This window comes from Streptomyces sp. SolWspMP-5a-2 (assembly GCF_900091845.1).
Taxonomy (GTDB): domain Bacteria; phylum Actinomycetota; class Actinomycetes; order Streptomycetales; family Streptomycetaceae; genus Streptomyces; species Streptomyces doudnae.
In genome coordinates this window covers 1-20,204 of record NZ_FMCI01000252.1, presented here as the reverse complement: position 1 = coordinate 20,204, position 20,204 = coordinate 1, and the positions used below count along the sequence as shown (strand labels likewise).

Below are 20,204 nucleotides of genomic sequence, written 5' to 3'. Positions count from 1 at the left end.
GGGCGGTCAGCCCCCAGCGGCGGTACGGCGGCTCGGCGGCGGGCCCGTGCGGGCGCACCCGCTGGGCGGCCTTCTTGCCGAGCCGTTCGATCGGGTCGACGGACTGGGCGCAGCCGGCGAGCAGCGCCGCCGCCAGCACCGCGGCCAGGACACCGGCCGCCCTGCCCCGGCCCCGCGGCCTCACAGGTAGTCCTCCAGCCTGGCCACCGCGTACCCCTTGGCCGTGACCTGGTCGAGGAAGCGCCGGACCATGTCGGGCATGGTGCCCTTCCAGTCCTTGCGGCCGCGGAAGTGGGTGAGGACGATGTCGCCGGGGTGCAGGTCGCGGTCCCACTCGCGGTACTCCCAGTGGTCGACGTACACCTCCTCGTCCCAGATCGGCGCGTACTTGACGCCGCAGGACTTGGCGGCGCGCAGGGTGTCCTGGTTGTAGTTGCCGTAGGGCGGGCGGAACAGCTCGGGGCGCTTGCCGTACTGCTTCTCGATGACGTCCTGCATGGCGCAGATCTCGTGCTTCTGCTGCGCGTAGGAGAGCCCCGGCAGGTAGGGGTGGTGGAGGGTGTGGTTGTTCAGGACCACGCCCCGCTGCTGCATCTTCTTGAAGTACCCGTAGTCCTTCTTGATCAGGTAGTCGCTGAGGAAGGCGGTGTACGGGATGCGCAGTTCGCTCATCATCCGGAGGAAGTCCGGGTCCTTCTCCTCGCCGTCGTCGATGGTGAGGAAGACCACCTTCTGCCGGGTGGGGACGGTGGTGAAGACCGGCGGGAGGTTCTCCTCCTCCTGGCCCTCCACCTCGAAGCCGTCGCGGGCGGTGATCTCCGGCTTGACGGCCGGGGGCGCGGGGGCGGCCAGCGGGACCCTGGCCAGGTGCCAGCGCTTGGCGGCGGCGACCCGGGCGGCCTGCTCGGCGCGCAGCCGGGCCGCGTAGGAGTCCAGGGCCTCGGCGGGCGGCGCCTGCTGTCCGGGGGCGGGGTGCGCGGCGCCGCCGGTGCCCTGGGCGCAGCCGGAGGCGACGGCGGTGACGGCGAGCAGGGCGATCGCGACGCGCGCGCGGGAGCGGTGACGGCGGACCGGGGCGCCGGAGCGTGCGGGGGTCCGGGCACCGTCCAGCGACCCATTTTTGTCATTTTGTACTACTGATCCCATGGCGCCGGATCCTCCCAGGTCACCGCCCCCGATCCGGGCCCGACACCGCCGCCGGGAGCACACCGTCCACCGACTGGCCCACAATGACCCGGTGAACGACCTCGCCCCCCTCCTCACCCCCGAAGGCCGCGCGCTCCTCGACGAGGTGCGCGGCACCGCCCCCGCCGACGAACTGGCCGTCGCCACCCGGCTGCGCCGCACCCATCCGGCCGCCCTGGTGTCGGCGGCGCTCGGGCAGGCACGGCTGCGGCAGCGGGCGGCGGCGAAGTTCGGCGAGGCGGACGCGGGCCGGATGTTCTTCACGCCCGACGGCGTCGAGCAGTCCACCCGGGCGCGGGTGGCCGGGTACCGGGCGGGGCGGCTGCGGGCGCTGGGCGTGACCTCGGTGGCCGACCTGTGCTGCGGGATCGGCGGCGACGCGATCGCGCTGGCGCGGGCCGGCGTCCGGGTCCTCGCCGTGGACCGGGACCCGCTGACGGCGGCGGTGGCGCGGGCCAACGCGCAGGCGCTGGGGCTCGGCCATCTGATCGAGGTGCGGGAGGCGGACGTCACGGAGGTGGACACGTCCGGCTGGGACGCCGTCTTCGTGGACCCGGCGCGGCGCGGCGGCCGGGGCCGGATCTTCGACCCGGAGGCGTACTCGCCGCCCCTGTCCTGGGCCGTCGAGGCGGCCCGCGCGGCTCCCCTGGCGGCCCTGAAGGTCGCCCCGGGCATCCCGCACGAGGCGGTGCCGGGCGAGGCCGAAGCGGAGTGGATCTCGGACGGCGGGGACGTCAAGGAGGCCGTGCTCTGGTTCGGCACCGGCGCGGGCACGGTCCGCGCGACGCTCCTGCCGGGGCCGCGCACCCTGGTCGGCCGGGGCCTGCCCGACCCGCAGGTCAGGCCGGTGGGGCGCTGGCTGTACGAGCCGGACGGCGCGGTGGTCCGCTCCCACCTGGTCGCGGAGGCGGCCGCCGACCTGGACGGCGGGCTGCTCGACCCGACGATCGCGTACATCACGGCCGACGAGCACCGCCCCACCCCGTTCGCCACCGCCTACGAGATCACCGACCGCCTGCCGTTCAACCTCAAGCGGCTGAAGGCGCTGCTGCGGGAGCGGGAGGTCGGCACGCTGACCGTGAAGAAGCGCGGCTCGGCGGTGGAACCGGAGGAGCTGCGCCGGAAGGTCAAGCCGCAGGGGCCGAACGCGGCGACGGTCTTCCTGACCCGGGTCGCGGGCGCCCCCACGATGCTCATCGGCACCCCGGCCCCACCCCTGCCCGGCCCCTGAGCCCGGCCCCGGCCCCGGCACTTGTTCCGGCTCCGGCACCGACCCGCTCTGACACCCACCCAGGCTCGGCCCCGGCTCCGGCACGACCCTGAAACCCGCCGCGGCTCGGCCCCTGCTCCGGCCCCGCCCTGATACCCGCCCGGCTCCAGCTCCCGCCTGCCTCTACCCGCCGACGGCCACGGCGTCCCGGGGCCGGTGACCCGGGGCCCGCAGCCCGTAACCCGTAGCCCCTAGCCCGGGTCCCTCGGGATCCCCCGGGTCCATCGGGAACCCCTGGCCCTCCGCGCTCCCCACGCCCGCCGCGCACCCCGCGTGCCCGGCCGCCGCCCCCCACCGCACCCTCGGGCCCGCGCCCCACGCCCCGCGCACCCCGACCCTCGGGGTGCGCGGCCGCACGCCCCCGCTCAGGCCCCTCCGGCACCCGCCCCTTCCCGGACGGCCGACGTCGCCCGGTCAGAGGCGCACCGGGCCGTTCACGGCTGTCGCGGGCCCTTCGGCGGGGCCGGGGCGCAGTGGGCCGCCCGGGTGAGCAGGAGTTCCCGCTCGCGGGCGTTGCGGGCGAGGGCCGCCGCCCGTTCGAACTCCGCCCGCGCCTCGGCCGGACGCCCGAGCCGCGCCAGCAGGTCGCCGCGCACGCTCGGCAGCAGGTGGTAGCCGCGCAGGGCGGGATCCGCCGCGAGACCGTCCACGATCCGCAGCGCCTCGGCCGGGCCGCGGGCCATCGACACGGCGACCGCGCGGTTGAGCTCCACGACCGGCGAGGGCGCGCGGGCGGCGAGCAGGTCGTAGAGGGTGGCGATGGCCGTCCAGTCGGTGTCCTCGTAGCGGACGGCGTGCGCGTGGCAGGCGGCGACGGCGGCCTGGAGGGCGTACCGGCCGGGGGCGCCGGTGGCGGTGGCGTCGGCGTGGTGCAGGGCGGTGACGCCGCGGGCGATCAGCATCCGGTTCCACCGGGACCGGTCCTGGTCGGCGAGGAGCACCGGGGCGCCGTCCGGTCCGGTGCGGGCGCCGACGCGGGAGGCCTGGAACTCCAGCAGCGCGGTCAGCGCGTGCACCTCGGGCTCCTTGGGCATCAGCCCGGACAGCACCCGGGCCAGCCGCAGCGCGTCCTCGCAGAGCGCGGGGCGCAGCAGGTCGTCGCCCGCGGTGGCCGCGTACCCCTCGTTGAAGATCAGGTAGATCACGTCGAGGACGGAGTCGAGCCGGGCCTCGCGGTCGGGGCCGCAGGGCACCTCGAAGGGGACGCGGCGGGTGGCGAGGGTGCGTTTGGCGCGGACGATGCGCTGCGCGACGGTCGCCTCCGGGGTGAGGAAGGCGCGGGCGATCTCGTCGGTGGTGAGGCCGCCGAGCAGCCGCAGGGTGAGCGCGATGCGGGCGTCGGCGGAGAGCACCGGGTGGCAGGCGGTGAAGACCAGCCTGAGCAGGTCGTCGTCGATGGCGTCGGGGTCGGCGAGGTCGGCCGGTTCCGCGGGGCGCGGGGCGGTCTCCAGGTCGCGGCCGATCTCGGCGAGCCTGCGGGCGTGCGTCTCGCGCCGTCTGACGAGGTCGACCGCGCGGCGTCGGGCGACGGCGGTGAGCCAGGCGCCGGGCCGGTCGGGGACGCCGTCCCTCGGCCACTGCTCCAGGGCGGCGACCAGCGCGTCCTGGGCGAGTTCCTCGGCGACGCCGACGTCGCGGACGATGCGCGCGGCGGCCGCGATGACCCGGGGCGACTCGATGCGGAAGACGGTCTCGATGGCGTCTGCGGCGGTGGGCTGCGGTTCCACAGCCCACCATGCAACACCCTCGGCGGCCCGGGGGCCAACGGGCGTCAGCCCTCGGCGATCTCGCGCAGCTCGCAGGTGACGGTCCAGAAGTCCTCGTGCACGCGCAGGAACCGCTTCGTCCACTCCAGCGCCTCGGCGCGGTCCTTGCACTGCATCAGCGCGTAGCCGCCGATGACCTCCTTGGACTCGGTGAAGGGCCCGTCGGTGACGCTGATCTCGCCGCCCTCCCAGCGCACCCGGGTGCCCTGCGCGGACGGGGTGAGACCGGCGGTGTCGAGCATCACCCCGGCCTTGGTGACCTCCTCGATCAGCTCGCCCATCCGGCGCATCAGCTCGGGGCTGGGGCCCTCGGCGGGCGCTGTGGCTTCGTCGATCCGGATGAGCGACAGGTAGCGGGGCATGGTGACTCCTCGGTGCGGGTTCGCGGCCGGTCCTTCCGGCCTCTCACCCCCTGCGTCGAACGGGAGACGCCCGGATCGACACCGGGCCCAAGATTTCCCGGAAAACTTTTCCGGCCCCTCCCGGCGCGCGCTCCGCCCGGTGCGTGTTCCGCCCGGTGCGTGTTCCGCCCGACACGGTCCCCGCCCCGCCCGCGCTCAGCGCAGGGACGCCCAGAGGTCGCCCGCCTCCGGTTCCTCGGCGACCACCCGGTTGGGGTCCGAGGGCGCGGGGACGACCGGCATCATGACCGTCTCCACCTTGTCCGCGGTGAGGCCCTTCAGGCTCTGGCCGAGCCGGATCAGCGCGGTGAGCGAGTCGAGCCCGGTGTCGGTGGTGAGGCTGCCGGTGACCGCGTCGGCGACCTGGTAGAGGCGGGCCGGGTCGGTCAGCAGGTTCGTCGTGGACATCCGCGTCAGCAGCGCCTTGACCAGCGTCTGCTGGAGGGAGATGCGGCCCAGGTCGCTGCCGTCGCCGATGCCGTGCCGGGTGCGGGCGAGGGCGAGGGCCCGCTTGCCGTCGAGGTGGTGGGTCCCGGCGGCCAGCTTCAGGTGGCTGTAGTCGTCGTCGATGTCCTGCGCGGTGGTGACGGTGACCCCGCCGAGCGCGTCGACCAGCGTCGCGAACCCGGAGAAGTCGATCTCCAGGTAGTGGTCCATGCGGACGTCCGTCAGCGCCTCGGCGGTCTTCACCGCGCAGACCGCGCCGCCGACCGCGTACGCGCTGTTGAACATCGCCCCGTGCGCCACCGCCGTCGAGCCGCCGGACGGCAGCGGGCAGGACGGGCGGGTGACGAGGGTGTCGCGCGGGATGCTGACGACGGTGGCGCTGGTGCGGCCCGCCTCGACGTGCACGACCATCGCCGTGTCGGACCGGGCCCCCGAGCTGTCGCCGCCGCCCAGCTCCTCGTTGGCCGCGCCGCTGCGCGAGTCGGAGCCGAGGACCAGGATGTTCATGGCCCCGGTCGGCAGCGGCGCGGCGGACGCCGACGCGGACGGGGTGACCACCCCGCGCGCGGGCCGGTCGTCGCCGAGCGCGTTGTCGATGTCGACGCTCCTGATGTTGCCGTCGAGGTGCCAGTAGGCCCAGCCGCCCGCCGCCGCGCCCAGCACCAGCGCGGCGGCCAGGGCGAGGCCGGCGGTCCTCAGCAGGACCGACCGCCGGCCCGCGCGTCCGCCGTCGCCGTTCTCGTCAAGTCCGGTCACGGACAGGAACGTAAGTCCGAATTATGAGGAGACTGTTAGCGAGGCGCTTCCCTGGCGGTTTTCTTCGGAGAATCTCACCGTCACGGGGCGGTCCGGGCCGCCGCGGACACGGCCTGCCCCAGGGTGACCGCCGGCACCGGATTGGCGCCGCTCCAGGTGCCGTTGAACCCGAAGCCGACCGAACCGCCGTCCGGCACCGTCCCGTTGTACGAGGCGTTGGCGCAACTGACCGCCGAGCCGGACTGGGTGCAGGTGGCGTTCCACGCCTGGGTGATCTGCTGGCCCGCGCCGAAGGTCCAGTTCGCCCTCCAGGACGAGAGCGCGGCCCCCGAGCAGGTGATCGTCACCTGTCCGGTGAACCCGGTGTTCCACTGGCTGGTCACGGCGTACGCGGCGGTGCAGGCGCCGGTCGGCGGGGTGGTGGTGCCGCCGCCGAGGGCCTGCGCGATCGCGGTGTACGCCGGTTTCGGCGCGTAGGAGGCGTCGTACGGGGTCGCCGCGCCGTAGCCGGGGAACGTGGAGTCCACCCAGGAGTCGGAGTCGGTGAAGCCCCACACGGTGAGGTTCACACAGCGGGCGACGGCGACGCAGGCGGCGGTGACGGCCTTGTAGTCGGCGGCCTGCTGGGCGAGTTTCGCGCTGTCGGCGGGCAGCGCCATCCGCACGTCGAGCTCGGTGATCGCCACGTCGACGCCGAGGTCGGCGAAGCGCTGGATGTTCTGCTGGAGGGTGCCCGGCACCTGTCCGAGGATGAGGTGGGCCTGGAGGCCGACGCCGTCGATCGGGACGCCCCGGTCCTTCAGCGACCTGACGAGGTTGTACAGGGCGGTGCTCTTGGCGCCCACGCCCTCGACGTTGTAGTCGTTGATGTACAGCTTCGCGGCCGGGTCGGCGGCCCGCGCCCAGGTCAGCGCGGAGGCGATGTAGTCGGCACCGAGGCCGTCGTACCAGAGGGTCGAGCGGTAGGTGCCGTCCTCGTTGAAGGGCTCGTTGACGACGTCCCAGACGGACACCTTGCCCTTGTAGCGGCCCACCTCGGTGCCGATGTGGTTCTGGAGCAGGGTGGAGAGCTGGGCGGGGGTCCAGCTCCCGTTGGTCAGCCAGCCGGGGTTCTGGCTGTGCCAGACCAGCGTGTGGCCGCGCACCAGTTGGCCGTGGGCCTGCGCGAAGGCCACGATCCGGTCGGCCTCGGCCCAGTCGAAGCTGCCCTGGGTGGGCTCGACCGAGCCCCACTTCATGGCGTTGCCCGGGGTGAGCGAGGAGAACTGGGCCCCGGCGATGTCGCCGTAGGTGCCGGTGAGCTTGGAGCCGGTGACCGCCGTGCCCATGACCTTGCCCTTGGCGGCGGCCAGGTCGCGCAGCGGGGCGTCCGCGGCGTGCGCCGGGAGGGCCTGGGCCGCGAGGAGGGCGCCGGCGGCCAGGAGCCCGGCGCAGAGCGCGGCGAGCCGCGCGCGTACGGCTGATCTGGAGGTTTTCATTGCGGGTGCCTCCGAAAGTTTCGGTCGTGCAACCGATTGACTTCGGTGGAGTGTGGGGGCGTCCGCACCACCCGTCAATACGTCACCTTCCGGCCACCGGCGCCCCGGTACTGGCCCGCACCACCAGGCTGGTGGCCAGCTCCACCCGGGTCGCGGCGGGCGGCCGCTCCCCGCGCCCGAGGTCGAGGACCAGCCTGGCGGCCGCCTCCGCCATCTCGGTCAGCGGCTGTCTGACGGTGGTCAGCGGCGGCCCGACCCAGCGCGCCACCGGCAGGTCGTCGAAGCCGACCACGCTCAGGTCCTCCGGGATGCGCAGCCCCAGCTCCCTGGCCGCCTCGTACAGGCCGAGCGCCTGGAGGTCGTTGAGGGCGAAGACGGCGGTGGGCCGGTCCGGGCGGCGCAGCAGCTGGAGGCCCTGGCGGTAACCGGCCTCGTGGTGGAAGTCGCCGGTGACGATCAGCGACGGGTCGACCGGCAGCCCCGCGGTCTCCAGGGCGGCCCGGTAGCCGTCCACCCGGGCCCGGCTGCACATCATCCGGGACGGTCCGGTGATGGCGCCGATCCGGGTGTGCCCGAGGTCGACCAGGTGCCGGGTGGCGGCCAGACCGCCCTGCCAGTTGGTGGCGCCGACGGACGGCACGTCGACGCCGGGGTCGCCCGCCGGGTCCATCACCACGAACGGGATGGAGCGGCTGGTGAGCAGCGCCCGCTGGGACTCGTCGAGGCCGGACAGGACCAGGATCACGCCGTGCGGGCGGCGGGCGGCGACCTGGTCGGCCCAGGTGCGGCCGGGGGTGAGCCGGCCGGCGCTCTCGCTGAGCACGACGCTCAGACCGGCCTCCCGCGCCACGTCCTCCACGCCCCGGATGACCTCCATCGCCCAGGCGCTCTCCAGCTCGTGGAAGACCAGGTCGATCAGGGGCGAGCGGCTGGCCTCGGCGCGCCTGCGCCGGTAGCCGTGGGCGCGCAGCAGGCCCTCGACCCGGCTGCGGGTGGCCGGGGCGACGTCGGCGCGGCCGTTGAGGACCTTCGAAACAGTCGGCGCGGAGACGCCCGCCTCACGGGCGATCTCGGCGAGCGTCGCGGTCTGCGTCGATCGGCCTGTCGTCGGCGTTGCCGTCCGGGTTTCCAGGGGCTCCGGGGGTGTCATGGCGGCGATCGTATCCCTGCGCTCCCTCTTGACGAACCCCTCGCACCGGCCTAGGTTCCCGGAACATTCGAAGTACATAACGAAACATTCGCACCCGCCCCGCCGCCACTCCCTCTCCACCGACCACCGGTCCCACCCGCCCAGAGCAGGAGCTTCATGACCACCGCCGCCTGGCGTGACCCCGACCTGCCCGCCGCCGCCCGCGTCGACGACCTGCTCTCCCGGATGACCCTTCAGGAGAAGACCGCCCAGCTCTACGGCGTGTGGGTGGGCGCCGCCACGGACGGCGACGGGGTCGCCCCGCTGCAGAGCGAGATGACCGCCGCCTGGGACTGGGACGAGCTGATCGGCCACGGCCTCGGTCAGCTCACCCGCTCCTTCGGCACCGCCCCCGTCGACCCGGCGCTGGGCGCGCAGGCCCTGGCCCGCGCCCAGCGCCGCATCATGGCGGCCGGACGGTTCGGCGTCCCGGCCGTCGCCCACGAGGAGTGCCTGGCCGGATTCACCACCTGGGGCGCCACCGCCTACCCGGTGCCGCTGGCCTGGGGCGCCGCCTTCGACCCGCCGCTGGTCGAGGAGATGGGGCGGCAGATCGGCCGCGACCTGCGCGCGGTCGGGGTCCACCAGGGGCTCGCGCCGGTCCTGGACGTCGTCCGCGATCCGCGCTGGGGCCGGGTCGAGGAGACCATCGGCGAGGACCCCTACCTGGTCGGCACGGTCGGCGCGGCCTATGTGCGGGGGCTGGAGTCGGCCGGGGTGGTCGCCACCCTCAAGCACTTCGCCGGGTACGCGTCCTCGGCCGGTGCCCGCAACCTCGCGCCCGTGCGGGCCGGGGTGCGCGAGTTCGCCGACGTGACGCTCGTGCCGTTCGAGATGGCGCTGCGCGAGGGCGGCGCCCGCTCGGTGATGGCCGCGTACACCGACACCGACGGCGTCCCGGCCTCGGCCGACCCGGGCCTGCTGACCGAACTCCTGCGGGAGCGCTGGGGGTTCACCGGGACGGTCGTCGCGGACTACTTCGGCGTCGGCTTCCTGGAGACCCTGCACCGGGTGGCGGGCAGCCCCGCCGAGGCCGCGCACACCGCGCTGGCCGCCGGTGTCGACGTCGAGCTGCCCACCCTGAAGTGCTACGGCACCCCGCTGCTCGACGCGGTGCGCGACGGCACCGTCCCCGAGGAGCTGATCGACCGGGCGGCCCGCCGCGTCCTGCTGCAGAAGTGCGAACTGGGCCTGCTCGACGCGGACTTCGCGCCGGAGCCGACCGGCCCGATCGACCTGGACCCGCCGGGCAACCGGGACCTCGCCCGCAGGCTGGCCGAGGAGTCCGTGGTGCTGCTTGACAACCCGGACGGGGCGCTGCCGCTCTCCCCCGACGCGCGGATCGCGGTGGTCGGCCCGCGTGCCGCCGACGCGCTGGCGATGCTCGGCTGCTACTCGTTCCCGTCCCATGTGCTGCCCCGCCACCCCGAGGTGCCCCTGGGCATCGAGATCCCGACGCTGCTCGACGCGGTGCGCGCCGAACTCCCGGACGCCAAGGTGACGTTCGCGGAGGGCTGCGCGGTCTCCGACCCCGACCCCGCCGGGATCGCGGAGGCGGTGGCGCGGGCCTCCGAGGCGGACGTGTGCGTGGCGGTGCTCGGCGACCGGGCCGGTCTCTTCGGCCGGGGCACCTCGGGCGAGGGCTGCGACGTGACGGACCTGCGGCTGCCCGGCGCGCAAGGCGAGCTGCTGGACGCGCTGGTCGCCACCGGCGTCCCGGTGGTCCTGGTGCTGCTGACCGGGCGCCCCTACGCGCTGGGCCGCTGGGAGGGCCGACTGGCCGCCGTGGTGCAGGCGTTCTTCCCCGGCGAGGAGGGCGGCCCCGCGGTGGCGGGCGTGCTGTCCGGGCGGGTCGGGCCGTCGGGGCGGCTCCCGGTGAGCGTGCCCCGGCAGCCCGGCGGCCAGCCCTGGACCTACCTCCAGCCGCCGCTCGGCCTCGCGGGCGAGGTCAGCAACCTGGACCCGACCCCGCTCTACCCGTTCGGGCACGGCCGCTCGTACACGACGTTCGGCTGGGACGGCTTCGAGGGCACCGAGCCGCGGATCTCCACCGACGGCTCGTTCGAGCTGGCGGTGACCGTCCGCAACACCGGGGAGCGGGCGGGCGCCGAGGTCGTCCAGCTGTACCTGCACGACCCGGTGGCCTCGGTGACCCGGCCCGACGTCCGGCTGATCGGCTACCACCGGCTCGCCCTGGAGCCGGGCGAGGCGGCCAGGGTCCGCTTCCGCTTCCACGCCGAACTGTCCGCGTTCACCGACCGCACGGGCACCCGGGTGGTCGAACCGGGCGCCCTGGAGCTGCGGTTGGCGGGATCGAGCGCCGCCGCCGACGTACGGCACACGGCGCGGCTGGAGCTGACGGGTCCGGTGCGCCGTCCGGGCACCGACCGCAGGCTGTGGTGCCGGACGGAGGTGTCGGCCGTCGGCGGGTAGGCCCGCGGGGACGGACCGCGCGGACCGTCAGCCGGTCAGGTCGGCGGTGACCGGCTCGAACCGCCAGCGGTGCACGGGCCGGGACACCAACCCGGCTGCGGGGTCGGGCAGTTCGGGCAGGTCGGCGTCGAACGCGGCGTCCCACCAGGTGATGACGAGGACCCGGTCGCCGGGCGCGCGCAGCACCTCGCGGCGCAGCGGGGCCGGGGAGAGCCGCTGCCCCCGCGCCCAGGCGAGCAGTTCGGCGCCCTGGCCCTCGACGGCCCGCGCCTCCCACATCAGGGCGACGCTCACGAGTACAGGTTCTCCTTGCTGACCTCGTGGACGTGGTCGTGGTGGTGGTGTCCCGGCACGTGCGGCTCGGTCACCGGCAGCGAGGAGTCCGCCGACAGGTCCCAGGCGGAGGCGGGCCGGTCGCGGGCGACCATCTCCGCGCCGAGCGCGGCGACCATCGCGCCGTTGTCCGTGCACAGCTTGGGCCGGGGCACCCGCAGCCGGATGCCGGCCGCCTCGCAGCGCTCCTGCGCCAGCGCGCGCAGCCGGGAGTTGGCGGCCACCCCGCCGCCGATCATCAGGTGGTCGACGCCCTCGTCCTTGCAGGCGCGCACCGCCTTGCGGGTCAGCACGTCGACGACCGCCTCCTGGAAGGACGCCGACACGTCCCGCACCGGCACGTCCTCACCGGCCGCGCGCTTCGCCTCGATCCAGCGGGCGACCGACGTCTTCAGGCCGGAGAAGGAGAAGTCGTAGGGCGCGTCCCGGGGTCCGGTGAGCCCGCGCGGGAAGGCGATCGCCGCCGGGTCGCCCTCGCGCGCGTACCGGTCGATGACCGGGCCGCCGGGGAAGCCCAGGTTCAGCACCCGGGCGATCTTGTCGAAGGCCTCGCCCGCCGCGTCGTCGATGGTCGCGCCGAGCGGGCGGACGTCGGAGGTGATGTCGGTCGACAGGAGCAGCGAGGAGTGGCCGCCGGAGACCAGCAGCGCCATCGTCGGCTCGGGCAGCGCGCCGTGCTCCAGCTGGTCGACGCAGATGTGGGAGGCCAGGTGGTTGACGCCGTAGAGCGGCTTGCCGAGCGCGTAGGCGTACGCCTTGGCGGCCGTGACGCCGACCAGCAGCGCACCGGCGAGCCCGGGGCCCGCGGTGACGGCGATGCCGTCGAGGTCGCGGGCGGTGATCCCGGCGTCCTTCAGCGCCCGCTCGATGGTCGGGACCATGGCCTCCAGGTGGGCCCGGGAGGCGACCTCGGGGACGACGCCGCCGAACCGGGCGTGCTCGTCGACGCTGGAGGCGACGGCGTCGGCGAGCAGGGTGGTGCCGCGCACGATGCCGACGCCGGTCTCGTCGCAGGAGGTCTCGATGCCCAGGACGAGCGGTTCGTCAGCCATTGATCTCGGTTCCTTGTACGGAGGTTGCGGGGTCGGTCAGGCGCATGACCAGCGCGTCGACGTTGCCCGGCTGGTAGTAGCCGCGGCGGAAGCCGATCGCCTCGAAGCCGAAGCGCTCGTAGAGCTTCTGGGCGCGGACGTTGTCGATCCGGCACTCCAGCATCACCTCGGCGCACTCGAAGTCGGTGGCCGAGGTGAGCAGTTCGGTCAGCAGCCGCCCGCCGAGTCCGGTGCCCCAGTGGCCGCGGGCGACGGCGACGGTCTGGATGTCGGCGAGGTCCCCGGAGGCGGCGAGCCCGGCGTACCCGACGAGCCGCCCGGGGTGCGCGGGGTCCTCGGCGACGAAGTAGCGCCGGGTGGCGTCGGCGCCGCGCGCGTGGGCCAGCTCGGACCAGAACATGCCCCGGGACCAGGCGTCCTCGGGGAAGAGGTCCTTCTCCAGGTCGAGCACGGGATCGATGTCCCACCAGCGCATCTCGCGCAGCCGAGGTGTCACGGGGGCGGTCACTTGGGGGTGACCACCTTGTAGTTCTTCGGGACCTGGGCGTCCGGCCTGCGCAGGTACAGCGGCCGGGGCGCGGGCAGCTCCTGCCCGGCGGCGAGCCGCTCGGCGGCCAGCGCGGCGAGGGAGGCGGCCGAGACGTGCCGGGGGTCGCGGGCGTCCGGGAAGGCGTCCGGGTAGAGGAGCGCTCCGGCGCCGACGGCGGGCAGTCCCGCGACGCGCTCGGCGATGTCGGCGGGGCGGTCCACGGCGGGCTCGGTGAGCCGGGTGCGGGTGTCGGCGTAGGTCGCCCAGTAGACCTCCTTGCGGCGCGCGTCGGTCGCCACCACGAAGGGGCCGCCGTCGAGCCCCGAGGCGTGCGCGAGGCCGTCCAGGGTGCACAGGCCGTGCACCGGGACGCCGAGCGCGAGCCCGAAGGTGTCGGCGGTCATCAGACCGACGCGCAGGCCGGTGTAGGGGCCGGGTCCGATGCCCACGACGATGCCGGTGACGGCGTCGAGCCGCAGTCCGGCCTCGGCGAGCACCCGGTCGACGGCCGGCAGCAGCAGCTCTCCGTGCCGGCGCGCGTCCACCTGGCTGGAGGAGGCGATGACGTCCCGGCCGTCGTGCAGGGCGACGGTGACGGCGGGGGTGGCGGTATCCAGAGCGAGCAAGAGCACACAAACAGCCTACGGCTCCCCGCCCGCCCTGTCGGACGACCGGGGCGAACGGTCCCCCGACACGGTGGGCACCCCGGCCGCTCCACCCGTTTCCTCCCGTTATGCCCTGGTACGGTCGCCCGGGGTACGGCGTACGAGCGATGGCTGAGGTGGACGACGGTGTCAGGAAGCAGCTCCGGTACGGTGTTCGGGCTCACCGCGGCGGCCGTCGCGACGATCGGCGTCCTCGCCTACCAGGCGGCGGCGAGCGCCCCCGAGGACCCCAGCGAGCCCCGCCCGGCCGGTTCGGCGTCGCCGACGGTCTCCAAGGCGCCCCGCGACAAGCGGAACCCGACCGCGCTGCCCGCCGGTTCCGGCACGGGCCAGCGGGTCGTCTACTCGGTGGACGACGACCGGGTCTGGCTGGTCGGCCGGGGCGGCAGGGTCGAGCGCACCTTCAAGGTCACCCCGGGCACGGTCGACCCGGCCCCGGACAGCTACGCGGTCAGCTCCCGTTCCAACGCCGTCACCGGCACCGACGGCAAGCCGATCGAGCACGTGGTGCGCTTCACCGTCGTCGACGGGGTGGCGGTCGGGTTCAGCGCGACCGTCGAGGGCGCCGCGGACCGTCCGGCCGACGGCGCGGGCGGCTCGATCCGCACGGGCGGCATCCGCGAGTCCGCGGCGGACGGCGCGGCGATGTGGGAGTTCGCGACGATCGGCCGCCGGGTGGTCGTGATCCGCTGACCCCGTTCCCCCGGCGGACGCCGCCTAGGCCGCGTCGCGGTGGCGTGGTTCGGGGGCGGTGGCGCGGGGCAGCTCGGGGTCGGGCGCGAGGGGCGGGGTGGAGACCGCGCGGGCGGCCGCGCAGGACGCCAGCAGGTCACGCATGGTCACACCGGACATTCCCGGCAGTGCCTTGTCTCGTTCGGTGGCCGACACGGACGCCTCCTGGAACCTGGGGGCGGGCGTAGTTAGGCAGACCTAACCACGAACTGGATACCATGTGACCACGGGTGCGACGCGAAACGCAATATTTTGCCGACACCGTGTCGGAACCTTCACGCCCCGGCGGCCAGCCCGCTCAGGTCCTGCGCCGCCCAGCGCGCGCCGAGCCCGGTCAGCGTCACGTGCCGCACCTCGTCGGTGGTGTCGCCGACGGCCCGGTGGATGACGAGGTGCAGCCGGTCGTCGGTCAGCTCCTCGACCTTGCCCTCGCCCCACTCGACCACGATCACCGAATCGGAGAGCGAGACGTCCAGGTCGAGGTCCTCCATCTCGTCGAGGCCGCCGCCCAGCCGGTAGGCGTCGACGTGCACCAGCGGCGGCCCGTCGCCCAGGGACGGGTGGACCCGGGCGATCACGAACGTCGGCGAGGTGACCGCGCCCCGCACCCCCAGCCCCTCGCCGAGGCCGCGGGTCAGCGTCGTCTTGCCCGCCCCCAGCTCGCCGTTGAGCATGACGAGGTCGCCCGCGCGCAGCAGGGACGCCAGACGTCGGCCCAGCTCCCGCATCTGCTCGGGGGAGGTGACGGTCAGCTCGGTCTCAGCCCGGTCGCGCGGTGCCGTTGGTGCGTCCATAGCCACCCACGGTAGCCCCTGCGGGCACCGCCCCCGCACGGGTGAGCAGGTCGGCGAGCCGGTCGGTGACCACCTCCGGATGCTCCAGCATCACCAGGTGTCCGGCGTCCGGGACCAGCACCAGCTCGGCCTCCGGCAGCTCGTCCGCGATGGCCTCGCTGTGCTCACTGGGCGTGACGAGATCCTTGACCCCGGCCAGCACCAGCACCGGCAGCTCGCGGAACCGGGCGAGCGCGGCGGTCTTGTCGTGATCGCTGAACGCCGGGTAGAACTCGGCGACGACGTCGATCGGCGTCGACTCGATCATCCGCTCGGCGAACCGCTCGACCGCCGGGTCCACGTCACGGGACGCGAACGAGTAGCGCTTGATGACGCCGGCGAAGAGGTCGGCGGTGGCCCGGCGCCCCTTCTCCACCAGCGCCGCCTGCTGCCCGAGCGCCCGCAGCACGCCCGGCAGCACCCGCCGCACCGCGGCGACCCCGGCCACCGGCAGCCCGAAGTTCACCTCGCCGAGCCCTCCGGAGGAGGTCCCGACCAGGGCGACCGCGACGACCCGGTCGCGGACCAGCTCGGGGAACTGGTCGGCGAGCGCCATCACCGTCATGCCGCCCATGGAGTGCCCGACCAGCACGATCGGCCCCTCCGGGACGGCCGCGTCCAGGACCGCCTTCAGATCGCGGCCGAGCTGGTCGATGGTGACCGGCACCCGCTCCCTGAGCTGCGCCTCGCCGCGCCCGGACCGCCCGTGGCTGCGCTGGTCCCAGTGCACGGTCCGCACCACGCCCCGCAGGGCGGCCCGCTGGAAGTGCCAGGAGTCCTGGCTCAGGCAGTAGCCGTGGCTGAAGACGACGGTGACGGGCGCCGGCGCCTTCCGGCCGAAGAGGCGCCTGCGGCGCGGGCTCAGGGCGGGCACCGCCTCCGGGTCGACGTCGTCGACCTCGTAGTAGAGCAGCGTGCCGTCGTCGGCCTCCGCCTTGCCCGGGGTGCCGCGCAGGGCGCCGTAGGGCCCCGTCGAGTCCAGGGCGAGCCGGGCCTTCTTGCGCATCCCCCGGCCGACGGTGAGCCGCTCCAGGGCGACCCCGGCCGCGGCCCCGGCGGCGACCACGCCTATCGCGGCGCCCGCGATGCCGGTGGCCCGGCGCCAGTTGCCGTTCGCCCCCGCGGCGGAGGCGACGGCCCGTACGGCCTCCGCACTGCTCTCGCTCACGTACCGCTCCTGTTCGCCGGGTGGTGCTGCTCGGATCGTCCGCGCTCCTGCCGCGCTACCGCGCGCGCCCCTCGTCTGCGTGCCCCGTCGGGTCCAGGTCCACCCGCGCCGGTCCGTCACCGCCGGGTCCGCCGAGCTTCTCAGGGGCGCCCCGTCCGTCCCGTCCGTCCCGTCCGTCCTGCCCGTCGACGTAGACGCGCGGGACGCGGGCACCGATGCGGGTGACGATCTCGTAGGCGATGGTTCCGGCCGCCTGCGCCCAGTCCTCGGCGGTGGGCTCGCCGCGGTCGCCGGGACCGAAGAGGACGGCCTCGGCGCCGGGCTCCGGCTCGTCGCCGCCCAGATCGACCACGAACTGGTCCATCGCGACCCGCCCCGCGACCGTCCGCCACTTGCCGCCGACCAGGACGGGACCGGTGCCTGAGGCGTGGCGCGGGACGCCGTCCGCGTAGCCGACCGGGACCAGGCCGAGGGTGGTGGCGCCGGGCGTGACGTAGTGGTGGCCGTAGCTGACGCCGTGGCCGCCGGGCACGTGCTTCACCAGGGCGACGGACGCCGACAGGGTCATCACCGGCCGCAGTCCGAAGTCGGCCGGGGTGCCGATCTCGGGGCTGGGCGAGATGCCGTAGAGGGCGATGCCGCAGCGCACCAGGTCGAAGTGCGACTCGGGGAGGGTGAGGGTGGCGGGCGAGTTGGCGATGTGCCGCACCTCGGGCCGCACGCCCGCGGCCTCGGCGTGGTCGAGCATCTCCCGGAAGACCGTGAGCTGCGCGGCGATCGAGGGGTGGCCGGGTTCGTCGGCGCACGCGAAGTGCGACCAGAGACCGGTGACCCGCAGCACGCCCTCCCGCTCGGCCCGCAGCGCGGCGCCGACCAGCTCGGCCCAGTCCTCGCCCGGCTGGCAGCCGCTGCGGCCGAGACCCGTGTCCGCCTTGAGCTGCACCCGCGCGGGCACCCCGGCGGCGCGGGCGGCCGCGGTGACCTCGGCCAGCGCCCACATGCCGCTCACCGACACGTCGATACCGGCCTCGACGGCCTCCCGCCAGGGCCCGCCCGGGGTCCACAGCCAGCACATCAGGCGCACCCCGTCGGGCAGCCCGGCCGCGTGCAGCGCGAGCGCCTCCTCGGGCGTGGCCGTCCCCACCCAGGTGGCCCCCGCCTCGACGGCGGCCCGCGCGCACCGCAGCGCCCCGTGGCCGTACGCCTGCGACTTGACGACGGCCATGAGGGCGGCGTCCGGCGCGAGGGCGCGCAGGGCCCGTACGTTGGCCCGCAGGGCTCCCAGGTCGATCTCGGCACGGGCGCGCAGGGGCGCGGTGGCGGCGGTGACTGTCTCGTTCATGGCGCACCCAGTCTCTCAGAGCGCGCGCGGGACGCCACGGACGGCTACGCGCCGGGCCGCCTCCCCCACACGTACACGCGGTCGTTCTTCTTCAGGACGCCCCACAGCTTCCGGGCGTCCGGCAGCCGCAGATTGACGCACCCCCAGGAACCGACGGTGGTGTGGATGCTGCCGTACACGGCGTGGAACGCCTGTCCGCCGCTGAAGAACTGGGCATACGGCATGGGCGAGTTGTAGAGCGTCGACCAGTGGTTCTTGTGCTTCCAGTAGATCCTGAACCAGCCGGTCCTGGTCGCGTGCGCGGGCCGTCCGCTGCGCATCGGGACGGGCCCGAAGACGACCTTGCGGCCCTTCTGCACCCAGGTCAGCTGCCGGTCGAGGTCGACGCAGGCGACCCGCTGCGGGCGCACCGGGCACCTCCCGGCCGCGTTGGGGTTCCGGCGGGCGCCGACGAGCTGCATGGTGGCCCAGGTGACCGGTCCCGCGAACCCGTTGGCGGGCTTGATCCCGCGCTGCTTCTGGAAGGCGCGGACGGCCCGGCAGTCGGCGGCGGACTGCTTCCCGTCCACCGGCAGCCCCAGCCACCGCTCGACCTGCCGCTGGTAGGGCCCGGTGGACCTGCTGCACGCGACCTTGCCGACGGCGTCCCCGATCGGCACCAGCTCGACGAGGTCGTAGGCGCCGGGCTCGGCGTCGGGCGGCTCGACGGCGTCCTCGGCCGCGGTCGGCCGGTAGACGGCGGGCGGCAGCGCCTGGTCGGGCGGGTCGGACTGCCACGGCCGGTAGGAGCCCGGCACCCCGGGCACCAGCTCAGGCCCGGCGGCGGGCGGCGCGGGCTCGGCGGCCCCGGCGCTCCCCACGGGCAGCACGGCGACGACGGCGAGCGCCACGGCGACGACACGACGGGCAAGAGGTCTGTTGATCACCTCATCAGAGAAACGCCGGTCCGCGCGGCCCCACGGGGACGCGCGGAAAAGGTCACCCGTAAGAACATCCCCCGGTACCCCATCCGCCCACGGCGCGACAGCCAGAGTCCTGCGCCTCCCCGGCCCGCGGCGGCAGGACCGGGTCGGCAGCGCCGGACCACGAACGACACCCCCCGGCAGCCGCCACCCGCCCACCACAGCGAGCGACGCTGACCCCCCGGCCCGGCCCACCTGCGGCCGGGGGCAACGCGACCGGGGGGCGCAGCACGGCCAGGGGACGCAGCGCGACCCGGGATGCAGCGCGCCCCAGGGGACGCAGCACGACCCGGAGGAGCAGCACCCGCGCCCCGAGGAGCAGCACGACCCGGAGACGCAGCACCCGCGCCCCGAGGAGCAGCGCGGCCGTGGCTTCCCTGGCCGTCCCGCAGAAGCGCGGCACCGCGGCGGCCAAGGACCCCGTGCGACGGCCCAGCGACAGCCGCCCGCGCCGACCGGCCCACCCGGCGAGACGACGGACCGGCCGAGCACCCGACCACCCGCCCGCCCACCGCAGCCCACGGCGCCACGGAACCCGCCCCGCCCAGCCCTTCCCCGCGCCCGCAGCGGCACGGACGTCGCCGCCGCCCCGGGCCCGCTCTCCCCGCCCCTCCCTCAGTCGTCGACGACATCCCGCCAGGCCGACGGGATCGCGTCCGCGACGTCGTGGGCGCCCGCCGGGGCGCCGTCCGCGGCGAAGCGGCCCGCCAGGCCGTGCAGGTAGGCGGCGACGCTCCCCGCGTCCCGGGCCGAGAGGCCGGAGGCGAGCAGGGAACCCGCCAGGCCCGACAGCACGTCGCCGCTGCCCGCCGTGGCCAGCCAGGCCGTGCCGGTCGCGTTGACCCGCACCGGCCCGCCGCCCGGGTCGGCGACCAGCGTCGTCGACCCCTTGAGCAGGACGGTCGCGCCGTACCGCTGCGCCAGCTCCCGCGCCGAGGCGAGCCGCGCCGCCTCCACCTCCTCGCGGGCCACGCCGAGCAGCGCCGCGGCCTCGCCCGCGTGCGGGGTGAGCAGCGTGGGCGCGGTGCGCGCCCGCACCGCCGCGCGGTCCGCGAGCCGCAGCCCGTCCGCGTCGATCAGCACCGGCACGTCCTGGGCGAGGACCTCGCCGACCGACGCCGCCTCGTCCCCCGCGCCCGGCCCCACCACCCACGCCTGGACCCGTCCTGCCTCCCTGGGCCCGCGGTCCGACACCAGCGTCTCCGGGAACCGCGCGAGCACGGCGTCCCCGGCGGGCCCCACGTACCGCACGGCACCCGCGCCGCCCCGCAGCGCCCCGGAGACGGCGAGCACCGCGGCCCCCGGGTACCGGGCCGACCCGGCGGCGATCCCGACCACTCCGCGCCGGTACTTGTCGCTCGCCGCGCCGGGCCGGGGCAGCAGCGCGGCGACGTCGGCGTGCTGGAGGGCCTCCAGCGCGGGCTCGGCGGGCAGCTCGGACCGCAGCCCGATGTCGACGAGCCGCACGGAACCGGCGTACTCGCGCGCCGGGTCCACCAGGAGCGCGGGTTTGTGCGTCCCGAAGGTCACGGTGAGATCGGCGCGCACGGCCCGCCCGCGCACCTCGCCGCTGTCGGCCTCCACCCCGCTGGGCAGGTCGACGGCGACGACGGCGGCCCGCGCCCGTTCGACGGCGTCTACCAGCGGCTCCGCGTCGGCCCGC

19 protein-coding genes and 1 pseudogene are annotated in these 20,204 nt (G+C 75.3%); 3 read left to right on the top strand and 17 right to left on the bottom strand.

Going from position 1 to position 20,204, the window contains the following annotated elements; genetic code table 11:
- Positions 1–184: pseudogene (locus tag GA0115242_RS25730) on the bottom strand (polysaccharide deacetylase family protein); the annotation flags it as partial.
- Entirely contained in the window at positions 181–1,146 is a 966-nt protein-coding gene (locus GA0115242_RS25725) for a polysaccharide deacetylase family protein (protein WP_093832443.1), read from the bottom strand. The pseudogene GA0115242_RS25730 and the gene GA0115242_RS25725, both read right to left, overlap by 4 nt.
- Positions 1,147–1,237: 91 nt before the next feature.
- On the opposite strand from GA0115242_RS25725, the gene GA0115242_RS25720 reads away from it, so the two are divergent.
- Positions 1,238–2,416, top strand: coding sequence for a class I SAM-dependent methyltransferase (locus tag GA0115242_RS25720; RefSeq protein ID WP_093832441.1), 1,179 nt, complete (start codon positions 1,238–1,240; stop codon positions 2,414–2,416).
- Between the two features lie 473 nt (positions 2,417–2,889).
- On the opposite strand, the gene GA0115242_RS25710 is transcribed toward GA0115242_RS25720, so the two are convergent.
- The 5 genes from GA0115242_RS25710 to GA0115242_RS25690 all read right to left on the bottom strand — a co-directional run bounded on the left by GA0115242_RS25710 (position 2,890) and on the right by GA0115242_RS25690 (position 8,453).
- The gene (locus GA0115242_RS25710; protein WP_093832437.1) at positions 2,890–4,182 is read right to left on the bottom strand and encodes an RNA polymerase sigma factor; all 1,293 of its coding nucleotides are present in this window, start codon (positions 4,180–4,182) and stop codon (positions 2,890–2,892) included.
- 44 nt (positions 4,183–4,226) lie between these two features.
- Positions 4,227–4,583 (bottom strand): YciI family protein, encoded by a 357-nt coding sequence (locus GA0115242_RS25705; protein ID WP_093832435.1) that lies wholly within the window; start codon positions 4,581–4,583, stop codon positions 4,227–4,229.
- 195 nt (positions 4,584–4,778) lie between these two features.
- Positions 4,779–5,825: an LCP family protein gene (locus GA0115242_RS25700; RefSeq protein WP_176729915.1), complete on the bottom strand. Its 1,047-nt coding sequence runs from the start codon at positions 5,823–5,825 to the stop codon at positions 4,779–4,781.
- An 80-nt stretch (positions 5,826–5,905) separates the two neighbouring features.
- Positions 5,906–7,303, bottom strand: a complete 1,398-nt coding sequence (locus tag GA0115242_RS25695) for an endo-1,4-beta-xylanase (RefSeq protein WP_093832433.1) — start codon at positions 7,301–7,303, stop codon at positions 5,906–5,908.
- Positions 7,304–7,385: 82 nt separating this feature from the next.
- A complete protein-coding gene (locus tag GA0115242_RS25690; protein ID WP_093832430.1) occupies positions 7,386–8,453 on the bottom strand; it encodes a LacI family DNA-binding transcriptional regulator in 1,068 nt (355 codons plus the stop codon).
- Between the two features lie 156 nt (positions 8,454–8,609).
- On the opposite strand from GA0115242_RS25690, the gene GA0115242_RS25685 reads away from it, so the two are divergent.
- Positions 8,610–10,925, top strand: a complete 2,316-nt coding sequence (locus GA0115242_RS25685) for a beta-xylosidase/alpha-l-arabinosidase (RefSeq protein ID WP_093832428.1) — start codon at positions 8,610–8,612, stop codon at positions 10,923–10,925.
- A gap of 27 nt (positions 10,926–10,952) precedes the next feature.
- Here GA0115242_RS25685 and GA0115242_RS25680 read toward each other — a convergent pair whose 3' ends face one another.
- The 4 genes from GA0115242_RS25680 to tsaB are packed head-to-tail and all read right to left on the bottom strand — an operon-like array spanning position 10,953 to position 13,471.
- Positions 10,953–11,219, bottom strand: coding sequence for a hypothetical protein (locus GA0115242_RS25680; RefSeq protein ID WP_093832426.1), 267 nt, complete (start codon positions 11,217–11,219; stop codon positions 10,953–10,955).
- A complete protein-coding gene (tsaD, locus tag GA0115242_RS25675) occupies positions 11,216–12,310 on the bottom strand; it encodes a tRNA (adenosine(37)-N6)-threonylcarbamoyltransferase complex transferase subunit TsaD (protein ID WP_093832424.1) in 1,095 nt (364 codons plus the stop codon). Before tsaD ends, GA0115242_RS25680 begins: the two co-directional genes overlap by 4 nt.
- On the bottom strand, positions 12,303–12,818 hold the full coding sequence (gene rimI, locus GA0115242_RS25670; protein WP_093832422.1) for a ribosomal protein S18-alanine N-acetyltransferase: 516 nt from the start codon (positions 12,816–12,818) through the stop codon (positions 12,303–12,305). Before rimI ends, tsaD begins: the two co-directional genes overlap by 8 nt.
- Entirely contained in the window at positions 12,815–13,471 is a 657-nt protein-coding gene (gene tsaB, locus GA0115242_RS25665; RefSeq protein ID WP_093832420.1) for a tRNA (adenosine(37)-N6)-threonylcarbamoyltransferase complex dimerization subunit type 1 TsaB, read from the bottom strand. The genes rimI and tsaB overlap by 4 nt, the downstream gene beginning before the upstream one ends.
- A gap of 159 nt (positions 13,472–13,630) precedes the next feature.
- Here tsaB and GA0115242_RS25660 point away from each other — a divergent pair, with 159 nt between their 5' ends.
- The gene (locus GA0115242_RS25660; protein ID WP_176729914.1) at positions 13,631–14,197 is read left to right on the top strand and encodes a hypothetical protein; all 567 of its coding nucleotides are present in this window, start codon (positions 13,631–13,633) and stop codon (positions 14,195–14,197) included.
- Positions 14,198–14,221: 24 nt separating this feature from the next.
- Here the strand turns inward: GA0115242_RS25660 and GA0115242_RS41885 are convergent, their stop codons facing one another.
- From GA0115242_RS41885 to GA0115242_RS25635, 6 genes are all read right to left on the bottom strand, one after another.
- Positions 14,222–14,347 (bottom strand): hypothetical protein, encoded by a 126-nt coding sequence (locus GA0115242_RS41885; RefSeq protein WP_256089710.1) that lies wholly within the window; start codon positions 14,345–14,347, stop codon positions 14,222–14,224.
- A gap of 164 nt (positions 14,348–14,511) precedes the next feature.
- Positions 14,512–15,030 carry a tRNA (adenosine(37)-N6)-threonylcarbamoyltransferase complex ATPase subunit type 1 TsaE gene (tsaE, locus tag GA0115242_RS25655; protein ID WP_093832416.1) on the bottom strand — a complete coding sequence of 173 codons (519 nt, stop codon included), beginning with the start codon at positions 15,028–15,030 and terminating at the stop codon, positions 14,512–14,514.
- Positions 14,996–16,237 (bottom strand): alpha/beta fold hydrolase, encoded by a 1,242-nt coding sequence (locus tag GA0115242_RS25650; RefSeq protein WP_093832414.1) that lies wholly within the window; start codon positions 16,235–16,237, stop codon positions 14,996–14,998. Before GA0115242_RS25650 ends, tsaE begins: the two co-directional genes overlap by 35 nt.
- A 55-nt stretch (positions 16,238–16,292) precedes the next feature.
- Entirely contained in the window at positions 16,293–17,579 is a 1,287-nt protein-coding gene (alr, locus tag GA0115242_RS25645; RefSeq protein WP_093832412.1) for an alanine racemase, read from the bottom strand.
- A gap of 44 nt (positions 17,580–17,623) precedes the next feature.
- On the bottom strand, positions 17,624–18,505 hold the full coding sequence (locus GA0115242_RS25640; protein WP_256089700.1) for a L,D-transpeptidase family protein: 882 nt from the start codon (positions 18,503–18,505) through the stop codon (positions 17,624–17,626).
- 651 nt (positions 18,506–19,156) lie between these two features.
- Positions 19,157–20,204, bottom strand: a 1,048-nt coding sequence (locus tag GA0115242_RS25635; protein WP_093832410.1) for an NAD(P)H-hydrate dehydratase, incomplete at its 5' end; no start/stop codon positions are given.